Origin of the sequence: Lutibacter aestuarii (assembly GCF_042676885.1) — a bacterium.
GTDB lineage: Bacteria > Bacteroidota > Bacteroidia > Flavobacteriales > Flavobacteriaceae > Lutibacter > Lutibacter aestuarii.
Map to the genome: position 1 here is coordinate 502755 of NZ_JBHTIC010000002.1, position 21446 is coordinate 524200.

Annotated in this window: 25 protein-coding genes; 3 read left to right on the forward strand and 22 right to left on the reverse strand. The window is 30.6% G+C overall.

Annotation, left to right across the window (positions count from 1 at the left end; translation table 11 throughout):
- Positions 1–165 precede the first annotated feature (165 nt).
- The 3 genes from tpiA to ACFQZW_RS02180 all read left to right on the forward strand — a co-directional run bounded on the left by tpiA (position 166) and on the right by ACFQZW_RS02180 (position 2137).
- A complete protein-coding gene (gene tpiA, locus ACFQZW_RS02170) occupies positions 166–924 on the forward strand; it encodes a triose-phosphate isomerase (protein WP_386781391.1) in 759 nt (252 codons plus the stop codon).
- An 89-nt stretch (positions 925–1013) separates the two neighbouring features.
- Complete coding sequence (gene prmA / locus ACFQZW_RS02175) at positions 1014–1844, forward strand: 50S ribosomal protein L11 methyltransferase (protein ID WP_386781392.1); 831 nt, start codon at positions 1014–1016, stop codon at positions 1842–1844.
- 17 nt (positions 1845–1861) lie between these two features.
- Entirely contained in the window at positions 1862–2137 is a 276-nt protein-coding gene (locus ACFQZW_RS02180; RefSeq protein WP_298263447.1) for an ATP-dependent Clp protease adaptor ClpS, read from the forward strand.
- Positions 2138–2284: 147 nt separating this feature from the next.
- On the opposite strand, the gene ACFQZW_RS02185 is transcribed toward ACFQZW_RS02180, so the two are convergent.
- The 22 genes from ACFQZW_RS02185 to ACFQZW_RS02290 form a co-directional block, all read right to left on the reverse strand.
- On the reverse strand, positions 2285–3838 hold the full coding sequence (locus ACFQZW_RS02185) for an acyl-CoA carboxylase subunit beta (RefSeq protein WP_298263446.1): 1554 nt from the start codon (positions 3836–3838) through the stop codon (positions 2285–2287).
- Between the two features lie 10 nt (positions 3839–3848).
- The gene (locus ACFQZW_RS02190; protein WP_386781393.1) at positions 3849–5294 is read right to left on the reverse strand and encodes an acetyl-CoA carboxylase biotin carboxylase subunit; all 1446 of its coding nucleotides are present in this window, start codon (positions 5292–5294) and stop codon (positions 3849–3851) included.
- A gap of 40 nt (positions 5295–5334) precedes the next feature.
- Positions 5335–5820 (reverse strand): acetyl-CoA carboxylase biotin carboxyl carrier protein subunit, encoded by a 486-nt coding sequence (locus ACFQZW_RS02195; RefSeq protein ID WP_298263444.1) that lies wholly within the window; start codon positions 5818–5820, stop codon positions 5335–5337.
- Positions 5821–6109: 289 nt separating this feature from the next.
- Positions 6110–6622 carry a DUF3124 domain-containing protein gene (locus tag ACFQZW_RS02200; protein ID WP_298263443.1) on the reverse strand — a complete coding sequence of 171 codons (513 nt, stop codon included), beginning with the start codon at positions 6620–6622 and terminating at the stop codon, positions 6110–6112.
- A gap of 61 nt (positions 6623–6683) precedes the next feature.
- Entirely contained in the window at positions 6684–7562 is an 879-nt protein-coding gene (locus tag ACFQZW_RS02205) for a cation diffusion facilitator family transporter (protein WP_386781394.1), read from the reverse strand.
- Positions 7563–7603: 41 nt separating this feature from the next.
- Positions 7604–8239, reverse strand: a complete 636-nt coding sequence (locus tag ACFQZW_RS02210; RefSeq protein ID WP_386781395.1) for a class I SAM-dependent methyltransferase — start codon at positions 8237–8239, stop codon at positions 7604–7606.
- A 19-nt stretch (positions 8240–8258) separates the two neighbouring features.
- Entirely contained in the window at positions 8259–8630 is a 372-nt protein-coding gene (locus ACFQZW_RS02215) for a VOC family protein (protein ID WP_386781396.1), read from the reverse strand.
- A 56-nt stretch (positions 8631–8686) separates the two neighbouring features.
- Positions 8687–9259 carry a type ISP restriction/modification enzyme gene (locus tag ACFQZW_RS02220; protein ID WP_386781397.1) on the reverse strand — a complete coding sequence of 191 codons (573 nt, stop codon included), beginning with the start codon at positions 9257–9259 and terminating at the stop codon, positions 8687–8689.
- A 10-nt stretch (positions 9260–9269) separates the two neighbouring features.
- Entirely contained in the window at positions 9270–9830 is a 561-nt protein-coding gene (locus ACFQZW_RS02225; protein WP_386781398.1) for a DUF1572 family protein, read from the reverse strand.
- A gap of 17 nt (positions 9831–9847) precedes the next feature.
- Positions 9848–10558, reverse strand: coding sequence for an SIMPL domain-containing protein (locus ACFQZW_RS02230; RefSeq protein ID WP_298263436.1), 711 nt, complete (start codon positions 10556–10558; stop codon positions 9848–9850).
- 551 nt (positions 10559–11109) lie between these two features.
- On the reverse strand, positions 11110–12039 hold the full coding sequence (locus ACFQZW_RS02235) for a TolB family protein (protein ID WP_386781399.1): 930 nt from the start codon (positions 12037–12039) through the stop codon (positions 11110–11112).
- A gap of 4 nt (positions 12040–12043) precedes the next feature.
- Complete coding sequence (locus tag ACFQZW_RS02240; protein ID WP_386781400.1) at positions 12044–13735, reverse strand: serine hydrolase domain-containing protein; 1692 nt, start codon at positions 13733–13735, stop codon at positions 12044–12046.
- Positions 13736–13752: 17 nt separating this feature from the next.
- Positions 13753–14574 carry an NmrA family NAD(P)-binding protein gene (locus ACFQZW_RS02245; RefSeq protein WP_372801154.1) on the reverse strand — a complete coding sequence of 274 codons (822 nt, stop codon included), beginning with the start codon at positions 14572–14574 and terminating at the stop codon, positions 13753–13755.
- 12 nt (positions 14575–14586) lie between these two features.
- Positions 14587–14988: a DUF5367 family protein gene (locus ACFQZW_RS02250; RefSeq protein WP_298263430.1), complete on the reverse strand. Its 402-nt coding sequence runs from the start codon at positions 14986–14988 to the stop codon at positions 14587–14589.
- Between the two features lie 215 nt (positions 14989–15203).
- Entirely contained in the window at positions 15204–16193 is a 990-nt protein-coding gene (locus tag ACFQZW_RS02255; RefSeq protein WP_386781401.1) for an AraC family transcriptional regulator, read from the reverse strand.
- A 594-nt stretch (positions 16194–16787) separates the two neighbouring features.
- Positions 16788–17585 carry an alpha/beta hydrolase family protein gene (locus ACFQZW_RS02260; protein ID WP_372801156.1) on the reverse strand — a complete coding sequence of 266 codons (798 nt, stop codon included), beginning with the start codon at positions 17583–17585 and terminating at the stop codon, positions 16788–16790.
- 89 nt (positions 17586–17674) lie between these two features.
- On the reverse strand, positions 17675–18421 hold the full coding sequence (locus ACFQZW_RS02265; RefSeq protein WP_386781402.1) for a phosphatase PAP2 family protein: 747 nt from the start codon (positions 18419–18421) through the stop codon (positions 17675–17677).
- 2 nt (positions 18422–18423) lie between these two features.
- A complete protein-coding gene (locus tag ACFQZW_RS02270; protein WP_298263425.1) occupies positions 18424–18993 on the reverse strand; it encodes a hypothetical protein in 570 nt (189 codons plus the stop codon).
- A 13-nt stretch (positions 18994–19006) separates the two neighbouring features.
- Positions 19007–19273 carry a hypothetical protein gene (locus ACFQZW_RS02275; protein WP_298263423.1) on the reverse strand — a complete coding sequence of 89 codons (267 nt, stop codon included), beginning with the start codon at positions 19271–19273 and terminating at the stop codon, positions 19007–19009.
- Entirely contained in the window at positions 19270–20439 is a 1170-nt protein-coding gene (locus ACFQZW_RS02280; RefSeq protein ID WP_298263422.1) for an FAD-dependent monooxygenase, read from the reverse strand. The genes ACFQZW_RS02275 and ACFQZW_RS02280 overlap by 4 nt, the downstream gene beginning before the upstream one ends.
- 43 nt (positions 20440–20482) lie before the next feature.
- On the reverse strand, positions 20483–21061 hold the full coding sequence (locus ACFQZW_RS02285; RefSeq protein WP_386781403.1) for an NAD(P)H-dependent oxidoreductase: 579 nt from the start codon (positions 21059–21061) through the stop codon (positions 20483–20485).
- Positions 21062–21065: 4 nt separating this feature from the next.
- Positions 21066–21395, reverse strand: coding sequence for a hypothetical protein (locus ACFQZW_RS02290; protein WP_298263419.1), 330 nt, complete (start codon positions 21393–21395; stop codon positions 21066–21068).
- Positions 21396–21446 lie beyond the last annotated feature (51 nt).

Genomic DNA, 21446 nt, shown 5'->3' on the forward strand with positions numbered 1-21446 from the left:
TAATTTTAACTTTTTGATGTTCAAAAATGAGTTTTAATTAGTGTTTTGGTTTGATTATCAATCGAAAACGATTGCGTAAACATCCCTATTTTTAAATATATTTATAAGCTATAAATTGTAAATTTGTATGATTAATTAGAACGATAAAAAGTAAAAAATAATAAAATGAGAAAACAAATAGTAGCAGGTAACTGGAAAATGAACAATGATTTAGATGCTTCTAAATCGTTGGTTAAAAAGATTATAAAAAAAGTTAAAAAAACAACTTTAAAAAATACAAGAGTTATTGTAGCACCTACATTTGTTAACTTACAAAAAGTGGCAAGTAAGACAAAAGGAACTAAAGTAGAGGTTGCTGCACAAAACATGCATCAAGCTAAAAGTGGAGCCTATACTGGAGAAGTTTCTGCAGAGATGTTAAAATCTGTAGATGTAACAACTGTAATTTTAGGACATTCTGAACGTAGAGAATATTTTGGTGAAACAGATGCTATTTTAGCTGAAAAAGTAAATGCTGCTTTAGAAAATAAAATGGAAGTTATTTTTTGCTTTGGAGAGGTTTTAGAAGATAGAAAATCAGGAAAACACTTTGAGGTTGTTGAAAGTCAAATTAAAAATGCATTATTTCATTTAGATGCTTCGGCTTGGAAACATATAATTTTAGCTTACGAACCAGTTTGGGCTATTGGAACTGGAGAAACAGCTTCACCTGAACAAGCACAAGAAATGCACGCTTTTATTAGAAAAATTATTACTGATAAATACAATAATGAGATTGCAGAAAATGTTTCAATTTTATATGGCGGAAGCGTGAAACCTGCAAATGCCAAAGAAATTTTTTCGAATCCAGATGTGGATGGAGGACTTATTGGAGGTGCAGCTTTAAATGCAGATGATTTTTTAGCATTGGTAAATTCATTTTAAGTAAAACTTAAATTTAGTATAAATATTAATACGGTTTTCTTTCATTAGGAAAGGAAACCGTATTTTTGCATTTTTAAAATAAGAAAATAATGATTAAATATATCGGTTACACGTTTACAGTTGCGCCTAAAGAGCCAGCTACAGAAATTTTAATAGCTCAATTAGGTTTTGCAGGTTTTGAAAGTTTTGTTGAGAATGAAGATGGTGTAACGGCTTATATTCAAGAAAACGATTGGAATGAACAGATTTTAAACACGATTCAAATTTTAAACTCAGAAGAATTTAATTTTACTATTAAAGAAGAGGTAATTGAGCAAACAAATTGGAATAGTGAATGGGAAAAGAATTTTAACCCAATACAAGTTGATGGAAAAGTGAGTGTTAGAGCACCATTTCACGAGAATCCAAACTTAGAATTTGATATTGTTATTGAACCCAAAATGAGCTTTGGTACGGGTCACCATGAAACAACACATATGATGATTCAACATTTGTTAAGTTTAGATTTAGCAAATAAAAAAGTACTGGATATGGGTTGTGGAACTGGAATATTAGCAATTTTTGCTGAAATGAAGGGAGCAAAACCAATTGATGCCATTGATATTGACACTTGGTGTTATGAAAATTCTTTAGAAAATGTTCAGAGAAACAATTGTAAACATATTACCGTTTTTGAAGGAGATGCAACGTTGTTGATCAACAAAAAATACGATGTAATTATAGCAAATATTAATAGAAATATTTTGTTAAATGACATGCAAGCCTATATGAATTGTTTAAATAAAGATGGAATCATTTTATTTAGTGGTTTTTATAAAGAAGATATTCCAATTATTGATGCTGAAGTTTCCAAGTATCAGTTAAAGCTAGACACTGTAATTGAGCGTAATAACTGGGTGGCTTTGAAATATTTAAAATAATTTTTTATTTTAGCACTATGAGTACAAAAAGAAAAATACAAGAAGATATTGATGTTTGTGAAAAAGAAATAAATCAAAACGAAATAGTATTGTTTAATGATGATGTAAATACTTTTGATCACGTAATAGATTCGTTGATTGAAATTTGTGATCATACATTAGAACAAGCAGAACAATGTGCATTACTAGTTCATTATAAGGGTAAATGCACAGTTAAAACCGGAGAATATAACGATTTAAAACCTCGTTGTACAAGGCTTTTAACAAAAGGGTTATCTGCAGAAATCATATAAAAAAAGTCTATAGTTTAAACTATAGACTTTTTCCAAAGAGTTACTAACCAAAAGAACATTAAATATCAAAATGAATTTTTAAAAAAATGTGTAACTCTTTAAACTTTTGACGTATCTTTTTAATTAACCTTACAAAATTTTATTTTTTTATAAAGGTATGTTTCCATGTTTTCTTTTTGGCCTAACAACTTCTTTTCCTTCAAGCATTTGGAAAGCTTTTATTAGTTTTCGGCGCGTGTTTTTAGGATAAATGACTTCATCAATAAATCCTCTTCTTGCCGCTCTATATGGATCTGCAAATTTATAAGCATATTCAGCTTCTTTTTCTTTCCACTTAGCTTCTGGGTTTGATGCAGCTTTTATTTCATTCTTAAAAATTATTTCAGCAGCACCTTTGGCACCCATAACAGCAATTTCAGCAGTTGGCCAAGCAAAATTCATATCTGCTCCAATGTGTTTAGAGTTCATTACATCATATGCTCCTCCATAAGCTTTTCTAGTGATTAATGTAACTCTTGGAACAGTAGCTTCACTTAATGCATATAATAATTTAGCTCCATTTTTAATGATGCCATTCCATTCTTGATCCGTTCCAGGTAAAAAACCAGGAACATCAACTAAAACCAATAATGGAATATTAAAACAATCACAAAAACGTGTAAATCTAGCGCCTTTTATAGAGCTGTTTACATCTAAACAACCAGCTAAAAACATAGGCTGGTTAGCTACAATTCCAATACTTCTTCCTGCAATTCTTGCAAAACCTACAATAATATTTTCAGCAAAATCTTTTTGAATTTCAAAAAAAGAATCATCATCAATAATGCCCTTAATAACATCATGCATATCATAAGGTTTATTGGTGTTTTCAGGTACTAAATTTTCTAAATTTAAACGTAATTCATCTCCCAATTCATAGGGTAATTTTTTTGTGGATGATTTATTGTTTTGAGGGATATAACTTATTAAGGTTTTAATATCTTCTAAGCACTGAATGTCATTTGCTGAAGTAATGTGTGTAACGCCAGATTTTGTGGCATGCGTGCTAGCACCTCCTAACTCTTCTGAAGTTACTTCTTCATTTGTTACGGTTTTAACTACGTTTGGGCCAGTTACAAACATATAGCTAGTGTCTTGTACCATTAGTGTAAAATCTGTCATAGCTGGTGAATAAACAGCTCCTCCTGCACACGGTCCCATAATGGCTGAAATTTGTGGAATTACTCCAGAAGATTGTACATTTCTATAAAAAATATCTGCATATCCACCTAATGAACGAACTCCTTCTTGAATTCTTGCTCCACCAGAATCATTTAAACCTATACAAGGTGCGCCAACTTTAACCGCTTGATCCATAATTTTACAAATTTTTTCAGCATGTGTTTCAGATAAAGCGCCTCCAAAAACTGTAAAATCTTGAGCAAAAACATATACCAACCTTCCGTCAATGGTTCCATAACCAGTTACAACACCATCACCAAAATAAATTTGATTTTCCATTCCAAAATCGGTTGTTCTATGTGTAACTAATACACCCATTTCTTCAAAAGAACCTTCATCTAGTAGGTAGTTAATGCGCTCTCTTGCAGTTAATTTTTTCTTAGAATGTTGTTTTTTTATTCTTTCTTCACCACCTCCTAAGTGCGCTAAAGCAACTCTTTTATCTAATTTTTCAATTTTAGTTTCTTTTTGAGTTTCCATAGTTTTTTGCTTAGTTTGTATTTGGTATTTTTAATTGCTTTTGTTCTTCTAAATAAATGTTTAGTCCAATTAAAGCTGCTAATTTGGCTTCTTCTTCAATTTCATGTTTTAGTTTTTCTGCAGAATAATAATTTTTTACAAAATGAGTATCGAAATTCCCAGATCTAAAGGCTTCATGTTCGCAAACAAATTTTCCAAAAGGTAAAGTTGTCATAGCTCCCGATATTTTATAATCATTTATAGCTTCAATCATTATTTGGATAGCTTCTATACGTGTTTTTCCATAGGTAATTAGTTTGGAAAGCATAGGGTCATAATAAATTGGAATATCCATTCCTTCCTCAAAGCCATCATCAACTCTTATCCCTTTTCCAACAGGAATTTTATAGGTGCTTAAGTTTCCAACGCTAGGTAAAAAATTATTTAATGGATCTTCAGCATAAACCCTTAACTCTAAGGCATGGCCATTAATTTTAAGGTCTTTTTGTTTGATTTGCAAGGCTTCACCACAAGCAATTCTTATTTGTTGTTCTACTAAATCTACTCCAGAAATTAGTTCGGTTACAGGGTGTTCAACTTGTAGGCGAGTATTCATTTCTAAAAAATAGAATTTTAGTTCTTTGTCTATTAAAAATTCAACAGTTCCTGCTCCTAAATAATCGCAAGATTTTGCAACCAATATAGCTGCTTTGCCCATTTCTTCTCTTAATTCAGGAGATAAAATTGATGAAGGAGCTTCTTCAATCACTTTTTGATGACGACGCTGGATACTACACTCTCTTTCAAAAAAATGAAGAATAGTTCCATGACTATCGGCTAAAACTTGAATTTCAATATGGCGTGGAGAGGTAATGTATTTTTCAATAAAAACGGCTCCATTTCCAAAAGCTGAAGTAGCCTCGCTAATGGCTCTAGCCATTTGTTCTTCAATAGCGGCTTCTTTTTCAACAATACGCATGCCTTTACCACCACCTCCAGCAGCAGCTTTAATTAAAATAGGAAAACCAATTTGACGAGCAATTTTTGATGCTTCAATAGGATCGGTTACTGCTTTATCTATTCCAGGGACCATAGGGATATTGTAATTTTTTACAGCCTCTTTAGCTGCTAATTTATCTCCCATCATTTGAATAGACTTAGATTTAGGACCAATAAATATAAGTCCACTTTTTTCAACTTCTTCAGCAAAACTGGCATTTTCACTTAAAAAACCGTAGCCAGGATGTATACCATCTACATTTAGTTTTTTTGCTTCTTCAATAATTTTCCCTCCTAAAAGATATGATTTATTAGATGGTGCTTCTCCAATGCAAACAGATTCATCTGCAAATCTTACATGAGGAGCATTTCTATCAACTTCAGAATATACAGCAACTGTTTTAATTCCCATCTTTTTTGCTGTTTTCATTACTCTAATGGCTATTTCTCCTCTATTTGCAATAAGTATTTTTTTCATTTGAACATTTTTTAAGTTCTTTACTAAAGTTACTGTAGAATTAAGCCATTTCTATCATTAATTCACCTTTTTCAACGGTGTTACCACTTTTGGTGTTGATGGCTTTTATAGTTCCATCTTTTGGAGCACCAATGGTGTTTTCCATTTTCATAGCTTCTAAAATCATTAAAGTTTCACCTTCTTTAACTTTTTGACCTTCTTTAACATTTATACTTAAAATCATTCCTGGCATTGGAGCTTTAATATTATTTTCTTTTTTTGCGGCTCCAACCGAAAATCCCATTTTATTGATTAAGGAGTCTAGTTGATCAGAGATTTTAATTTTGTAACTATGTTTATTTACTTTAATAACATATTGTTTTTGATAAAAATGAGATTGCTCTAATTCTATATCAAAAGATTTATTATTATTTATTAAATGAAATTTGGATTTAGATAATTTTAAAAGGTCTAAACTTTTTGCGTCCGAATCTTTAAATTCGTAGAGGTAAGATTCATCAACTTTCACTTTAAATTTTTTTTCCATAACGGTTAAAATTAGTTGAAATGTATTGAATCATATAAAGTTATTAAATAATTTATTATGAAAACACAAATAATGAATATATTTTTTACATAATATGCTTTTTTTGCTATTTTATAGAGTTTTTTTTAAGAATATGTTAAGAAAAAAGGGTTAAAAGCAGTTTTTTTTAAATAATAGTTTCTTGAAGTATTTTTAAAGAAAACAAGTAAATGAATCTAAAAGTTTGAATTTTGTTTAAAAGAAGATTAAATATTTTGAGGTATTTACATAAAATTAAAAATCAATAATTTTAGTTTATTTTTTTTCCTTGAGTTGTAAAAGATAAGCCTTGTTGACCTGTGGTAGATATCATAACAGCTTCAAATAAAGGTTCATTTAAAGTTGGGTTTATCATCCAATGAAAAACAAAATTAGCACCTGTTCCGCCTTCTTTGTCGCTTTCATCTATTACAATTTCAACAGTTTCTAAAGGTGAAATATAAATTGTTTTGTTAAAGTAAGTTCTTATTAAATTTCCTTTGGTATTATAATAGTCAGCTTTTTGAATGTATATGGTATCTTTTAAATTGGTATTTCTAATACTTATAGTTGCTGTTAAATCATGTGTTCTATGTTCGGTACTGTTGTATATTTGAGAATACACTGCTAAGTAGGTTTTACCAAATTTTAAAGTATCACTTAGTGAATTATAAATGGTTCTTTTATTCCAATTTACAGGTGAAATTGAACTGATTTCTTTTTTATTTTCACAAGAAGAAATCATTGAAACAATAACGAATAATACAACTGCTGCTTTTCTCATAATTAGAATTTTAAGCGTGATAAAAATACAATAAAGTTCCGATTTTTTATATTAGAATTTATTATAAAACTTTTCTAAATGGTTCAATATGAATTAATACATCATTTAAATTAGGTATTTTTTCTTGTAACCTGTCTTTTAAATTATGTGAAATTAAGTGCCCTTCTTTAACAGAAATTTCTCCACTAACAATAGCGTGTAAATCTACATGATATTTCATTCCAGTTTTTCTAACAAAGCATTTTTCTGTTCCTAAAACGCCTTCAACGGTAATAGCAATATTTCTAATTTCTTCAATTAAATCATCATGCACGTGTTCATCCATAATTTCACCCAAGGCAGGTCTAAATATTAAGTACGCGTTGTAAATTATAAATGCAGAAGCAAAAAGTGCAGCCCAATCATCAGCAGCTTCAAAACCTTCCCCAAAAATTAATGCTATAGAAATGCCTATAAAAGCAGTAATAGAAGTTATTGCATCGCTACGGTGATGCCAAGCATCAGCTTTTAATGAAGTACTATTGGTTTGAATACTTTTGTGAAGTACAATTCTGTATGAAATTTCTTTCCAAATTATTATAATTCCTAAAACAATTAAGGTCCAAGGTTTAGGTGCTTTTTGTGGTGAAAGTATTTGATGAATACTTTCATAAGCAATTACAGTAGCTGAAATTATTAAAAAGCCCACCACTAAAAAAGTGATTAGCGGTTCAATTCTACCATGGCCATATGGATGATTTTCATCAGGGGGTTTGTTGGCATATTTAATACCTAAGAACACTAAAAATGATGAAAATATATCGGTTGTGGATTCTATTGCATCGGCAATTAAAGCATATGAATTTCCTAAGATACCAGCAGCAGCTTTTATTAGAGCTAATAAAAGGTTACTTAAAATGCTTAAGTAAGTTGTTTTTAAAGCGATCTTTTGATTGTCCATTTTTAAAAATAGTGCTGCAAATATCTGAAATAATTAAAGAATTAATTTACTTTTTTTAAAATTATTATGGTATGTATTTCATTTATGTTATTCGGTTTTTTATAATTTTTATGGAAAATATCAATGATTTTGAAAGAGTAATTTTTCAATACTTTTTTTAATGATTTTAATTGATGATAATAAAAATATGTTCGGGCACCACTACTGCCAGAAATAAAACCAGAATTACTAGGGTCTCCTTCTACAAAACTAAGGTATAGTATTCCTGAATTGTTTAGTAAATTATTACAATCGTTAATTAATTTAATACAATCTTTATTTGAAAAATATGGAATACAAAAGCCGCAAACTATGGTGTCAAAAGAATCTTTTAGCAGATGGATTTTTCTGCCATCCATTATTTCAAATTCAGCTATCGGATTATTTTTTTTGGCTAATTGGATCATATTTTCAGAAACATCAATACCTTTTAATTTTAATTGTGGGTTTTGTGTTAACAGGTATTTACTAATATTACCTGGTCCACAACCTATTTCAAGTACTTTAGCTTTTTTTTTAGGTATAGATTCAACTAAAATTTGATAAGTATCGTTGTAGATATCTAAATCCATAAACTTATCTTGATAAAATTTAGCAATAGTATTCCAAGTAATAAATGTTTCATTGTATGTATCCATAAAAAAAAACTTTTTGATACTAAATATGTTGATCAATTAAAATAGTATTACCATCAGGATCTTTGACTACAATGCTTCCAGGACCTAAAGTTTTTTCGTCCACTTCACGTTCTAATTGAATGTTTTCACTTTTAAGGTGTTGTTGAATTAATCGAATATCATCATATTTTGTTAAGACATTGGCATTTTCATCCCAGCCTGGATTGAATGTTAAAATGTTGTTTTCAAACATTCCTTGAAACAAGCCAATTAGTGATTTCTCATTTTTCATAATCAGATAATTATTTTCAATTGCTCCAGCAAAAACACTAAACCCAAGGTGTTCATAAAATTCTTTTGAAGCCTTGAGGTTTTTAACAGCAAGACTTATTGAAAATGCTCCTAAATTCATAATGTTTAAAGATTTATTAATAGTTCAGTTAAAGTTACTAAAAATAAGTTTTTGAACTAAATCTCGATTTCGTTAATTTTTTTAATCAATTCAAGTGTTTTAGATTTTAGTTGAGTTTTTAAAACCTGTCTTTTCTCCGTTTGGTTATCTTGTATCATAGAGTGTGTAGAATTTTTAGGTATTGATGTATGGAGTTTAACTAATTTATTTCCAAGGTCAACTAATTCCAAAAAAGTATTAATGTTTTTTGGATAAGGCATTGGTGGATATATTAACTTAAAAAAATCTTTATGTTTTTCTTTATATATTGAAGAATGCAATACCGCATATATATAATGAAACAAATCTTTTAAAGTAAATGTGGTTTTAAAATCGTTAGTAAGTTCTGTACTATTAATAAAGCAAAGGTTGGTTTGAGTTTCATTTTCTTTTAAAAAAATAAGACTTGTTTTTTTAGAAATCTTATCAATTATTTGATTGTCAAATTTTGAAGAATTATAAAACTTATTTTTTGTGTTCTCTTTATTATTTAAAGGGTTATTTGTGTAAAATTGATTTGTAATGCCTTTAAAATTAAACTGAAATTTATTGGTAATTAAATATTGGTTAAAGTGTGTTTCAGTTTTCATTTTAACAAGATCAATTTTTTAAATCATCAGAAAAATGTCCTTTATGTTTTCCTTTTGAGAATTTTTGAGTATTAAATTCTAATGATTTTCCTTTTGGAATAGTTAAACTTTTCCAATGGTCAGATTTAATCATTTTACCAATGTAAACAATTTGTCCAATATGATAAGCATAATGTGCTAATTGTCTGTTTACTGCATCAATAATAGTATGTGATTGATTTCGTATATAAATTTCGGTATTGAAGTTATTTGGAGTTATTTTATTTAAAGCATTAAATAAACAATTCCAGCCTTCTTCCCATTTTATTAAAAGCTCTTTTTTAGTTTTTATAACAGCTTCAAATTCTCGGTCTCTATTTCTCCATTCTTTTTCACCATCAGAATGTAGAAAATCTGTCCAACGAGATTTCATATTTCCAGACAGGTGGTTGACAATAATTGCGATGGAATTACTTTCTGTATTATACTGCCAAAACAAATCAGATTCTTCAAGTTGCTCAAAAGTTTTTTCTCCAACAGCTTTGTAATATTCAAATTGCTGAATACAACTTTTGAGGCAAATTAATCCCATTTTTTTGAAGTTTTAGTTTATTCTTTAAGTTGAAAATCTATAGTTGAAACAACTCTTACAATTTTTATTTCTGGAGTGTTTTGGTCTCTATCATTGATAGAAAATAATCCTTGTCTAGCGACTCTGATTTCACCCACTTCAGAATTAGAATCACGTGCAAATTTTTCTGCAACTTCTCGAGCATTTTTAGTAGCCTCTTCAATCATAGAAGGTTTTAATTCATTTAACCCTGTAAAAATATATTCAATAGGTCTCCAGCTATTTTTTGATCCTAATAAAATATCTTTTGAAATAAGTTCAAGTGATTCTATTAATGCTTTTTGAAGTTTTTTTATATCTTTTGTTCTAACTGTAAACTCCGATTTAGCTAAATATCTATATTCGTTTTTTTGATAGCTAGAATTGTAGATATTAGCCTTTGCATCATTTATATTTGCAATTCCTTTGGAAAGTTCACTTTCATCAAAACCTTGTTTTATAAAGAAATTATACACTTCTTCATTTTGTTTTTCAATCTCAGTTTTTAATAATTTCAAGTCATTTCCTGTCAACATAATGTGCATTGGCCAAACAGCTAGATCAGCTGAAACTTCACGTTCAGATAAACCTTTTACTTGTACATAGCGATCGTATTTTTTTCCAGTCTTGTGCATGTTTCCAATAAAGAGTCCTGCAATTACTATTGATGCTCCAAGTAATAAAGTTTTTATCCAGTCTAAGTTTTTCATAATATTTTTTTTAGAGTTATTGATTATAATAAGTTAAAATTACAATTTGGATATTTAAATAAAGTTAGTTTAAAGTTAATATTATTTATGATTTTTAAAAATAATAACTTTGTAAATGTTAGCAATTACTATGCCGAAAAGATATTTAAAATTATAGATAAATTTTAAAAACAGAAAAATGTTATTTAAACTTAAAAACCACTTAAATTTTAAATTTAAGCGGTTTTATTGCTAATTCTTATAAGTATTAGTGAACTCGATAGGATTTTTTCACCATAGCTTAAAGAGAACAAATCGAAAATGAATTCCGATTAGGAATTTACAGTAATGAACTACGGCTGTTATTGGCAATATGTTTAATTACAAGTGTCACTCAATTCTTGAGAATAAGATAGTGAAACTTTTGGAATTTTCTAACCATTTCGGATTTTGAAGCATGTTAAATTTGGATTTCTGTCCACTTTCAAATCAATTAATTCTTGATTATAGCTTACATCAAGGCTAGTAAGCAAGTTACTTAAACTGAATAGATGCTTTATTTCATAATATTGTTATTTATTATTAATATTCTTCAATATATTTTCTTTTATGGGTTTAAAGGCTACCCAATAAATATCACCTTTATTTTCGCCTCCTCTATGGAAAAATAAATAGTTGCCATCTGGTGAGACACTTGCAGCCATTTCAGTTTGATTAGTGTTTATTTTTGGTCCTAAGTTATAAGGCTTTGACCAAATACCATTTTTATTAAAGCTGATGTATAAATCACTTCCACCAAATCCTAAATCGCTCTTGAAATCATAAATCATATAGCTTTCATTTTGAGCAATGTATGAATGAGCTATCCATTTTCCAGAAGTATTAATTTCTTTTCCCATTCTTTTAATGCTTTTATATTGACCGTTTTCCTTAACCGAGTTATAAATAACCCAATCTTCTGGTTTGTCTCCTTTTTCTCCTGTAGTGAAGTATAAATTACCATTTTCTGTAGACGTTAAGTACATTATTATTGATTTATCTAAAAATGGTTTCTCTAACGGTATTGGTGTACTCCAGCCATTTGCTTCTCTCTTACTATACCATTGGTATAATCCAGATGATTTAATTGAATCGTTTAGTGGTCTTGTACTACCAAAATATAACTTATCTCCATTAGGGTTAATATGAGGCTCGAAATCCCACCCTTCAGTAGCTGTAAAAAATGCTGCTTCTGGGTTGGACCACTTACCATCAATTAACTTCATGGTATAAATTTTATTGTCCTCCCCATTTTTTCTTCGTGTAAAATATATTTCATCCATTTCTGGCGTAAACGTAATGGCAAACTCATAGTTATTAGTCGAAATAATCCCTTCCCCAAAAACTAATGGAGCATCTGTTGGAATGTTAGAATCTAGCAGAATTAAATTTGATTGAGTTTCTTTGGTACAAGAAAAGAAAAGGAAGACTAATAATTGTAATGTAATGTTAACTCTTTTCATTTTTTTATTGTTTAATTTTTAAGAACAAAACATTTTTCGCTCTACTGCTAGATACCTCAAACCCTATAACATCATTAACCGAGTTTCTTACGAAAACCACTTTCAGAAACGAACCTTTATTACCGAGGAAATAGTCCTTTTTAATAGCTTTTAATTTAAAATCACCCAGTCTTGTGTGTTTTGCCACTAACAGATCTTCTTTAACATAAAACGAGTAATACACATTTAATTCAGAACTGTAATACCTTCCTATGAATTCTTGAAGTGTAGTTGCATTGTAATGTGTAGGATGATATTTTTCCGAATAAATCTGAGAGCCATCATCCAGTGTAATTATCATCTGGTTATTTGTAAAAGAGATACCAACATAGCTATCAATATTCATTTCAAAAGTATGTTCGCCAACGGGTACTAAAGCGGTATTGCCATTTTTTGTAATGAAACGTAAGGTGTCATTTTCTACTTTTATTTTTCTAGAATATTGGTCGCCTTCATCCCAATAATGACCCTCATAACGCATTAACTCCGCAGGTGTTTTTGATATTGGTTTTTGATGTGGCAACTTTTTAACTGTTGGCTTTTTGTCCGTTTTATGGGTAGTATATTGTTCTAAACAAATATCCATGATGTCATACACCATTCTAGCACCATTGATTTCACCATTTGTGTTTGCAAAAACTAGACTAAAATTTAATTCTGGAAAAGTTGCCAAATAGGCCTGATAACTTGCGTCTTGACCACTATGTTCTATACGTTTAAACCCTTTATACGTATTAATAAACAAACCATTTGCATAGCCATAGGTTTCTCCATTATTCAAATACTGTAAGGTTTGAATTTTATTAAAGATAACTTCGTTACCCACTTTTTTTGTGTCATAATTAATGGCCCATTTACTCAAATCTGTAATTGTTGTATTGAGATTGGTAGCACCAACACTGAAGTTATTAAATAGATCTTCTACGTAAATTGAATCAACTTTGAAATAGGAAAGACTTTTATTTTTAATAACCTGTCCTTCTTTATCTACAAATTTAGAATCATACATCTGTAGGGGTTCAAAAATGCGCTTATGAGTAAACTCTACAAAAGACATCTTCGATACTCTAGCTACAATTTCTGCTAACAATGCATAGTTTGCATTGCTATACATATGTTTTTCGTTGGGTTTGAAATTTAAGGTCTTTTGATTAAAAATAATATTCAATACTTGTTCATTGGTAATCACATCATCTAATGTCCAACCTGAGAGGCGTAATAGGTTATACTTATCTTTTAATCCACTTGTGTGATTTAGTAAATGACTAATGGTTATTTTAGGTTCAAATTTATGCATCTCAGGAAGGTAGATTCTAATATCATCTTCTAAAGAAAGTTTTCCTTCATCTTCCAGTAAGAGAATGGCAAATGCGGTAAACTGTTTAGAAACTGAAGCCACATGAAAAGAAGTCTCTTTGTGAATCGGTATCTCATAATCAAGATTGGCCAATCCAAAGTACTTTTCATATATCAATTGATTGTTTTTTACAAGCCCAATGGCAGCGCCTGGTTCATTCTCATTATAATTACTTAAAAGACTATCGATTTTAGTTGTTATGTGATGGATGTTGATTTGCTCATTATTGTTTTGAGCAGATACAATTGCGCTACATAAAACAAGTAGGGCAGTTGTTATTATTTTAAAAGTTTTTCTCATTTCAATTATTTTTAAATCTAACTCCAAATTCCAGTTGCCGCAGTTTCCTTAGCAAAGGTTTCAAAGTCTTTTGCAGGCCTACCCAATACTTCGGCAACATCATTGGAAACTTCTTGGTTGTCTGGATTGCCTAATACTTCTTTAAATAAATAACCAAAGAGCCAAATATAAGAGTCCGGCAAGCCAGCTTTTCGCATACCTTCTTTAAACTCATCAATAGAAATAGGCACAAATTGAATGTGTTTATCAATGGCTTCAGACATAATGCTTACTACCTCCTTAAAGGTTCTTTTTTGTGGTCCTGTAACCGTTATGGTTTGTCCATTATATGCATCATCGACTATCACTTTGGAAACGACGTCAGCGATATCATCAGTATCAACAAACGGAATTTTAACCTCTGATCTGGGTAGTGCAACAACACCATTTAGGACGAATTCTAAAAAGGCACCTTCACTAAAATTTTGATTAAACCAGGATGCTCTTACCAAAGTGTAATTGAGGCCGGAATTGGCGACGATATCCTCACAAGCTTCTGCTTCTGTTTCTCCTTTACCAGAGAGTAATACCACTTTTTCTAATCCTGCCTCTAAAGCTTTTTCTGTGAGTATTGTTATGGCATCTCTTGAACCTGGCATAGCCAAATCTGGATAATATACGATGTAGGCTCTATCCATATTTTTCAAAGCTGAGCTATAGGTGTCTATATCTTCCCAATTAAAATTTGGATTTGTTTTTCTACCCACAACGCGTACGTTGTGCCCAGATTGTTTTAAATTTTCTGCAACTCGGCTACCAGTTTTTCCATTTCCTCCTATAACTAAAATGTTTTGTTTCATAATATTTACGTTTTATATAGTTTGATTTTGTTTATTAATTCCTGCTTTGATATACCAATACAGTACTGTTATGGCTAGAAATTCTAAGCCTATAAACCAAAAGCCTACATCTGTGAAAAATTGATGATAGGAACCCCCATTTGGAATAATAAAAACAGGAACAGTAATTAAAGCATCTAAAACTGTTGCGGTTAAAAAGAAAGTTTGTCCTACCCAATATCCATGAGTGTTTGTTTCTTTTTTGTAATATTGTTTTGCTCCAAACCATACTAATGGTATTACTGAGATAAAAAGCAGCATATTTGCTTGTTGTTCTGCATTTTCTAAAATGAAGATATTTGATGAGAGTGTAAATACACTTACTCCTAGAATCCAGATAATAATGCCAATACTAATAGCTCTTAAATATTTCATGATTTTTTGTTTTATAAGTTTTGTAATTTGATTCTGTTTGAATTAAGGTTTTGGTAACATTTCTATTTAATGATTATCATACCTAAAAAAATAAAGTAAGTGATTTGGTTATCTTTACTTGAGTGGTTAAATTGATAACACAAAGGTGCGAAGTGATCAAAAGAATTTTTTGACTCTTAAAGACAAACTTTTGACATTTTACGCCAAAAGTAATTTTAGATTTTTTTTCTGAATTCTGAAGGGGTAAGTTCAGTCCATTTTTTAAAGGCACGATTAAAAGCACTTTGCTCAGAAAAACCTGTTAAGAATGCAATTTCGCCTATACTCTCAGTATTTTTGTGTAGCATTTCTTTTGCTATTTTTTCTTGAGTTTTTTTAACTAAATCACGATAGCTAACTCCAGCTTCAGAAAGTCTTCGAGTAAGTGTTCGATTACTCATTGCTGTAAGGTCACTAATGTAATGTATACTTGGAATACCAGTTGGAAGGGCATCTTTTATTAGTGTTTCTACATCATGAACAAACTTATTACCAGGAATTTTTATACCTTTAGTTTTCTCATCAACTTGTTGAAGTAAATAGCTATGGATACTAGCATCTGCTTTAGCTGTTCGTAGCCTTAGATCTTCTGTTTTATAGCTTATGGAGTACTGTGATTGCTCAAATAAGATAGAACAATTAAAAGCTTTTTTATGACTAGTAAGATCTTTTGGTTTTTTATGTTTGAAGCTTACCTGAATAGGGGAAATCTCTTTTTCAGACATGGCTTGTAAAACCACCACTGTTGCAGATAAACTAGCCTCAGTTGATAATTCCATGCCTCTTCTATGAGCTTCCCTATTGAGGATAATATGAGAAACATTTCCTACTTTTTGGATTTGCCATAAAAATGTATTAGACAATAGTTTAAAGTAGCGTTCGCTACGTTCGAAAATTTCACCTAATCTAGAACAAGTTCGCCAAGAAAGTCCTAAAACGCCATAATCTTCGATTATCATTTTTTGGCCTACTCTTACCGCAAAACCGCGTCCAAGCTTATCAGCAAGTAATTCATGTAAGGATAAGAATTCTTCTGCTGAAACTACTTGCAAATGATCTACAGCGTTAATTGGTTTTGATAAATCCATAAAATCTTCTATCGACATGCCTTCCTCTATAGCACAATTTAGCATTTTTATATATAGATTTATAGAAAAGTATTTCATGCATTTAAAAATACTAAAATATTTTATTTTAATTTTTTTAAATTATTACTAACGGTCTTATTTGTTTATAGAACTAATTGGAATACCAGGTTGAACCCTTTAAAGGAAATAGTTTAAGTTGTCTAATTTTTAGTCAATCTATTTCAAGAAAGTACAGTTGAGATTTTTTTAGAGAACGGATTTTATATGATTGTGTAACTGGAAAATCGGAGATTTTTCGGACGTAGCTAATCGCTTGTTGAATGTTAGTCGTTTATATTAGTTCAAATGTAAGCATAAATTATATAAGGTGTTGGGTAATGTATTTTTTATTCAGGAGTATTCTCTTTAATCTCAAATGAATATTCTTTTTCTATTATTTTTTTTCACTTTCTGTTAAATTCTCAAATTGTTTTTTGAACTTTTGCTCTGATAATTCATTTCTCAATTTACTGAATACAAATTCAAATAAATTGATGAATTTTACATAATCTCCATAGTTTACACCTCAATTAGCATCGATAATAATTTAACTTTTAATAATATCATTTATTTTATTGAAGTGCTATTTAAATTATTGAATTTTAATCAACCTATTTAAGGAAAGTACAATGATTAATGACTTACGTTGTCTACTTTCATATGTTTATCTAAAAATTTGTACACTAAATTAAATTGTTTTAATGGTTCAATATGTCCTCCATTTAATATAACGTGTTTTTTATAGTGTTTGAAATTATTAGCATTTAATCTTTCTATTATTTTTTGTGACATTTCTGTAGCTGGCCATTGGTCATCATCCTTTCCTGATATAATCAAAATAGGCCCATTAATATTTTCGACTGCTATTTCCGCTCTTTTTACTGCTTGTTTATCTTCTAGCATCATACTATAAGCAGTATATAAATCGCCTTTAATTGCTGGTGAAATTGTTTTCAATGGAGCAGGCACATATGGAATTTCTTTGCTTTTATATGTCCAAGAAGATGTGTTTGCATATAATGTTAAGGCCGGAAAACTAACATGAGAAGTAGATGCTGCTATTACACCTTTAAATTCGTTATATCTACTAGCTAAATTTAAAACCAACTCGCCTCCACGGGAGCCACCGAACAAAATTATTTTTGTCTCATCAATTTTTGAATGTTTTGCAATTGATAAAATAGTATCTCTTATTGCGTCAAGTGAAATTCTGTCCAAATATTTTGGAGTTCCATTTGTCTTAAAATAGCCAATGGCCAAAACGGCATAGCCTTTTTGATTTAAACTATCGCGTTTACTCTTTAAATAGCTTCTTGACCAATCGTTACCTCCATCTCCACCTCCAAAACCCACAAACAAGGGCTGTTTGTTAGCTTTACCTAAATACAATTTTGCTTCTACCACTCCATGTCTGCCGGATAGTTTCGGCACATATGTAAAAAGGTAAAGTAATCCTAAACTTAGGACAAGGATAAGAATTATGCCTATGATTTTAATTTTTGTTTTCATGAGAATTATGGTTAAAATTTAACTTTAAAGTACATTCCAATTTGTTGTGTATTAATGTTGGGAATAAGTATAATATTATCATACTTTTTAAAGGGATTCCAGTTTTTTAAAGGTTCGAAGTGATAAACTAATTTTGTAACTAAAATTCCCAAACCAGCTCCTACCAATACATCTGATATCCAATGTTTGTTGTTTACAACACGAAGACTGCCAACCAAAGATGTAAGGGCATAACCACTATATGCAAATATTGTAGCTGTGTCTTTAAATTCCTCATACAAAACACTAGCATTTGTAAAAGAGAAGGAGGTGTGCCCTGAAGGGAAAGCATGATTAGACCCATCAGGGCGTTGTTTATTGAATAATCTTTTTCCAGTATGTGTAAGGCTTGCAGTAATTATATTAGCAATAGCTAAGTATTTGGTTTGATCAAACCAATGATTTTTAGATTTTATTTTGAGTAAATCTGCGGTGTACAACTCTACGATGGGTACATATTGAATTATATCATCTATGGGGAGCGTAAAATCAATTTCTCTTACGGTACCATCGTGGAGGCTGTTTTTAAGCTTTTTTTCAAGTCGGCTGCCCGATAGGGCTGACCCGACCAAAATTATTGAAGCAGGAAGTATAATTTCTTTTATTTTTAGCTTGTTTTTATTAGATTGTGTAACCAATGTATCTAGTGCTTGTTGTCCTTGAGCCAAATAGGGTAATACTAAAATGGCGAGTAGTAAAAAAGGTTTAAAATAATTCATAGTTATTTTTTTGTTAATCTTTTAAATCCGTAGTATATAATGCCACAACAAATGAATAGTCCAGCAATTGCGGGAATTAAAATTGATTTTCCAGATTCACCTGCATTTTCAATACTCCATACCATTTTCCCTGTAGCCATTAAACCGATTACAGCTACTCCAAGCACTAAGCTGCGCTTCCAAAAGGCTAGCCCTAGTGTTATAAATGAAATTGGAATGGTTAAGGTTAGCAATATTTTTTCCGTATTCCATTGCCCGTAAAGGTATTCTTTCTCAAATTCTAAAAATTCTACTACGCTTTTACTTACAATTTCGGGTTTTGGAAACCAAAACATACTGGTAAACAGGGCGAAGATTGAAATCATCATACCAGAAAACTTTTTTCTAAAAGCAAAATAGCAGAACGGAACTAAAAACAATGGTCTTAAATACCAACTCCATTGATTATGGTGGCGTTCAAAAACCCAATCAAAAAATAGCTTATTAGTCATTGCCAACACAATGAAACCCACTGTGAGGATTAAAAAAAGGCTTCCTAAAATAATATCTGTTTTTCTGTCTTTTGTTGTCATCTTTATTATGAGGTTAGGTGAGTGAATTTTGTTTTATTTCTTCAACCAAAAAACCTAAAGGAATAAGTAATAGTCCAAAATAACAAAACCAAAATGCGAAAAAGTTTTCATAATTCATTTGACTGTTTAGTATTGGAAGCTCATAGAGCCCTTCACTTATTCTAAAATAGAATTTATGGGCAAACCCTGTAAACTGTTTGCCAAATACATAGGGTGATGTACCTAATAAAGAATGTACCACACCCAAAAAAATTAAAACTCTTCCGTTGCTTATTTTCATACTCCACATATAGTTTTATCAATAGTATAGGTTTCTATCATTTGTTTCTGTAAAACCTTTTCTGGTGAATATTTCAAAATGATATTTCTAAGTAACTCCAATGGTTTATTGGTAATGGCCATTTTGGAGGTTAATCGTGATTGCTCCACAAGCTTTTTTACTTTCGTTTTTCTAAGGTTGTAAAAATTGTTGAATGCAACATCAAAGGCGTTTGATTGATGGATGAGATTGGATAGGTAAAATGCATCTTCCATTGCCTGTGCACCACCTTGTCCTAAATCTGGTGTCATGGCATGTGCAGCATCTCCAATTAAGCAAATGGTGTTGGTATGCCATTTGTTCATCCATTCTAGGTCTGATAAATCGCCTCGTATTATTTTGTTGGCGGAAGTGTTTTGTATTAACGTGGTTACAATAGGATGGTGCTGAGAAAACAATTCAATTAGTTTAGTTTTAACAGTTTCTCTATTCTCTTGTAGATTGGGTTCACTTAGCATTACGGCAAACCAGTAGGTTTTTCCATTTTCCAGTTTGGAAACGCCAAACTGAAGTTTTTTGCCCCAAAGTGTAAATCCGGCAGAGACCAGATTATTATCAAGCTCAAAGTCAGCTACTCCACGCCAACAGGTTTGTCCGGAATATCGAAGTTTACTTTTAGGAAATATTTGTTGTCTCACCTTGGAGTTAATTCCATCTGCACCTATTATCACATTGGTTATCTGAGTAGATTGATCGTGAAAATTAATTGTATATGAGTGGTCACTGTTTTGGAAATACGATTCAAATCCCTTGTTCAATTGTATATTTGCTTTATTATTAATAAAGGAATAGAGTATTTTCTGTAACACCCCTCGATGTATGGCTAATGTGGTGTAGCCGAACATATCTTTTACAAAGTCTTGACTTGAGTCTCGGATAGGCTGTAGTTTGTGGTTTGTTAATAAAATTTTATTAAATGAATTTCCCGAACGTTGTATGCTATGCAATAGGCTGGGGTTAATCCATTCTAGAACTTGTAGTGCGTTTGGTGAAAGCCATATTCCTGCCCCAACTGTTTTTAATTTATTTACTTTTTCATAAAGAGTATATTCTATGCCTAATTTTTCAAAGCACAGTGCTGTGGTTAACCCACCAATTCCTCCTCCAATAATTGATATGTTTTTCATTTTATGATGTTATTTTAATAACCAAAACCTCCTAGTTTTTATTTTATGCGTTCTTTTCTCCTAGTTTTTCAACCTTTTTTAGCCATTTTGTCCGGAATTTATCTTTTGAGAGTCTAATAGGACCTATAGTTGTTATTTTAACAGACTTAACTCCAATGAATTTTAATGTTAACTTTTTCATAGCGTTGTGACTGGGATTTCCATAAAACCACTTATAGTACCAACTTGGCTGGTCTAGTGTGCAAATTATTCTTGATGTTTTAGAAATAAATAGCTTATCCCACCAAAGCGAATTTTGTCGTTTTTGAAACGCAAATCCAGGAAGTAATACCCTGTCTAAAAAACCTTTCATAATAGCTGGTACCGAGCCCCACCAAATGGGATAAACCCAAACAATATGGTTTGCCCATTTTAATTTTTCCTGAGCTTCCTTAAGGTCGGGTTCTAATTCAGTTCTTTTTCTATATCCGAACTCTAAATTTAGATTAAAGTTTAGCTCTTGGATATTTATTGTTTTAACTGTTGCTTTAGTGGTTAAAGCACCTTTAATGTAAGAATTAGATAGTGCATAATTGTAACTTTCTTTATCAGGATGTCCATTAATAACCAATATCTTTTTCATATGTTTAGAAATAGGTTTTTACTTTTTGTTCTATTAATAAATTAGGTGCTAATTTTTTTGTGTTAAAATATTTAAACAACGCAAAGGAAGCTGGGACTGTCAAAAAAAAGAAGCATATAGCAAATGTTAGACTACTAGCCAGTATTGCTATTAATTGGGATATTTCTGAACCAAAATATTGTTCTTGTAGCAAAAAATATTGATAGGTAGATAAAGAATATTCGTAGAAACGAATGGTTGTTTCGTAAACAAGCCAAGCAGGGTAGAACCATTTTCTAAAAGATGTCCACCATTTTCCCCAAATTGATTTATTGATAGTTTTTTTTTCTTCCATTTGTTTAACTTTTAATACAAAGATCAGATTAATGGAAGTATCTTCATTTGA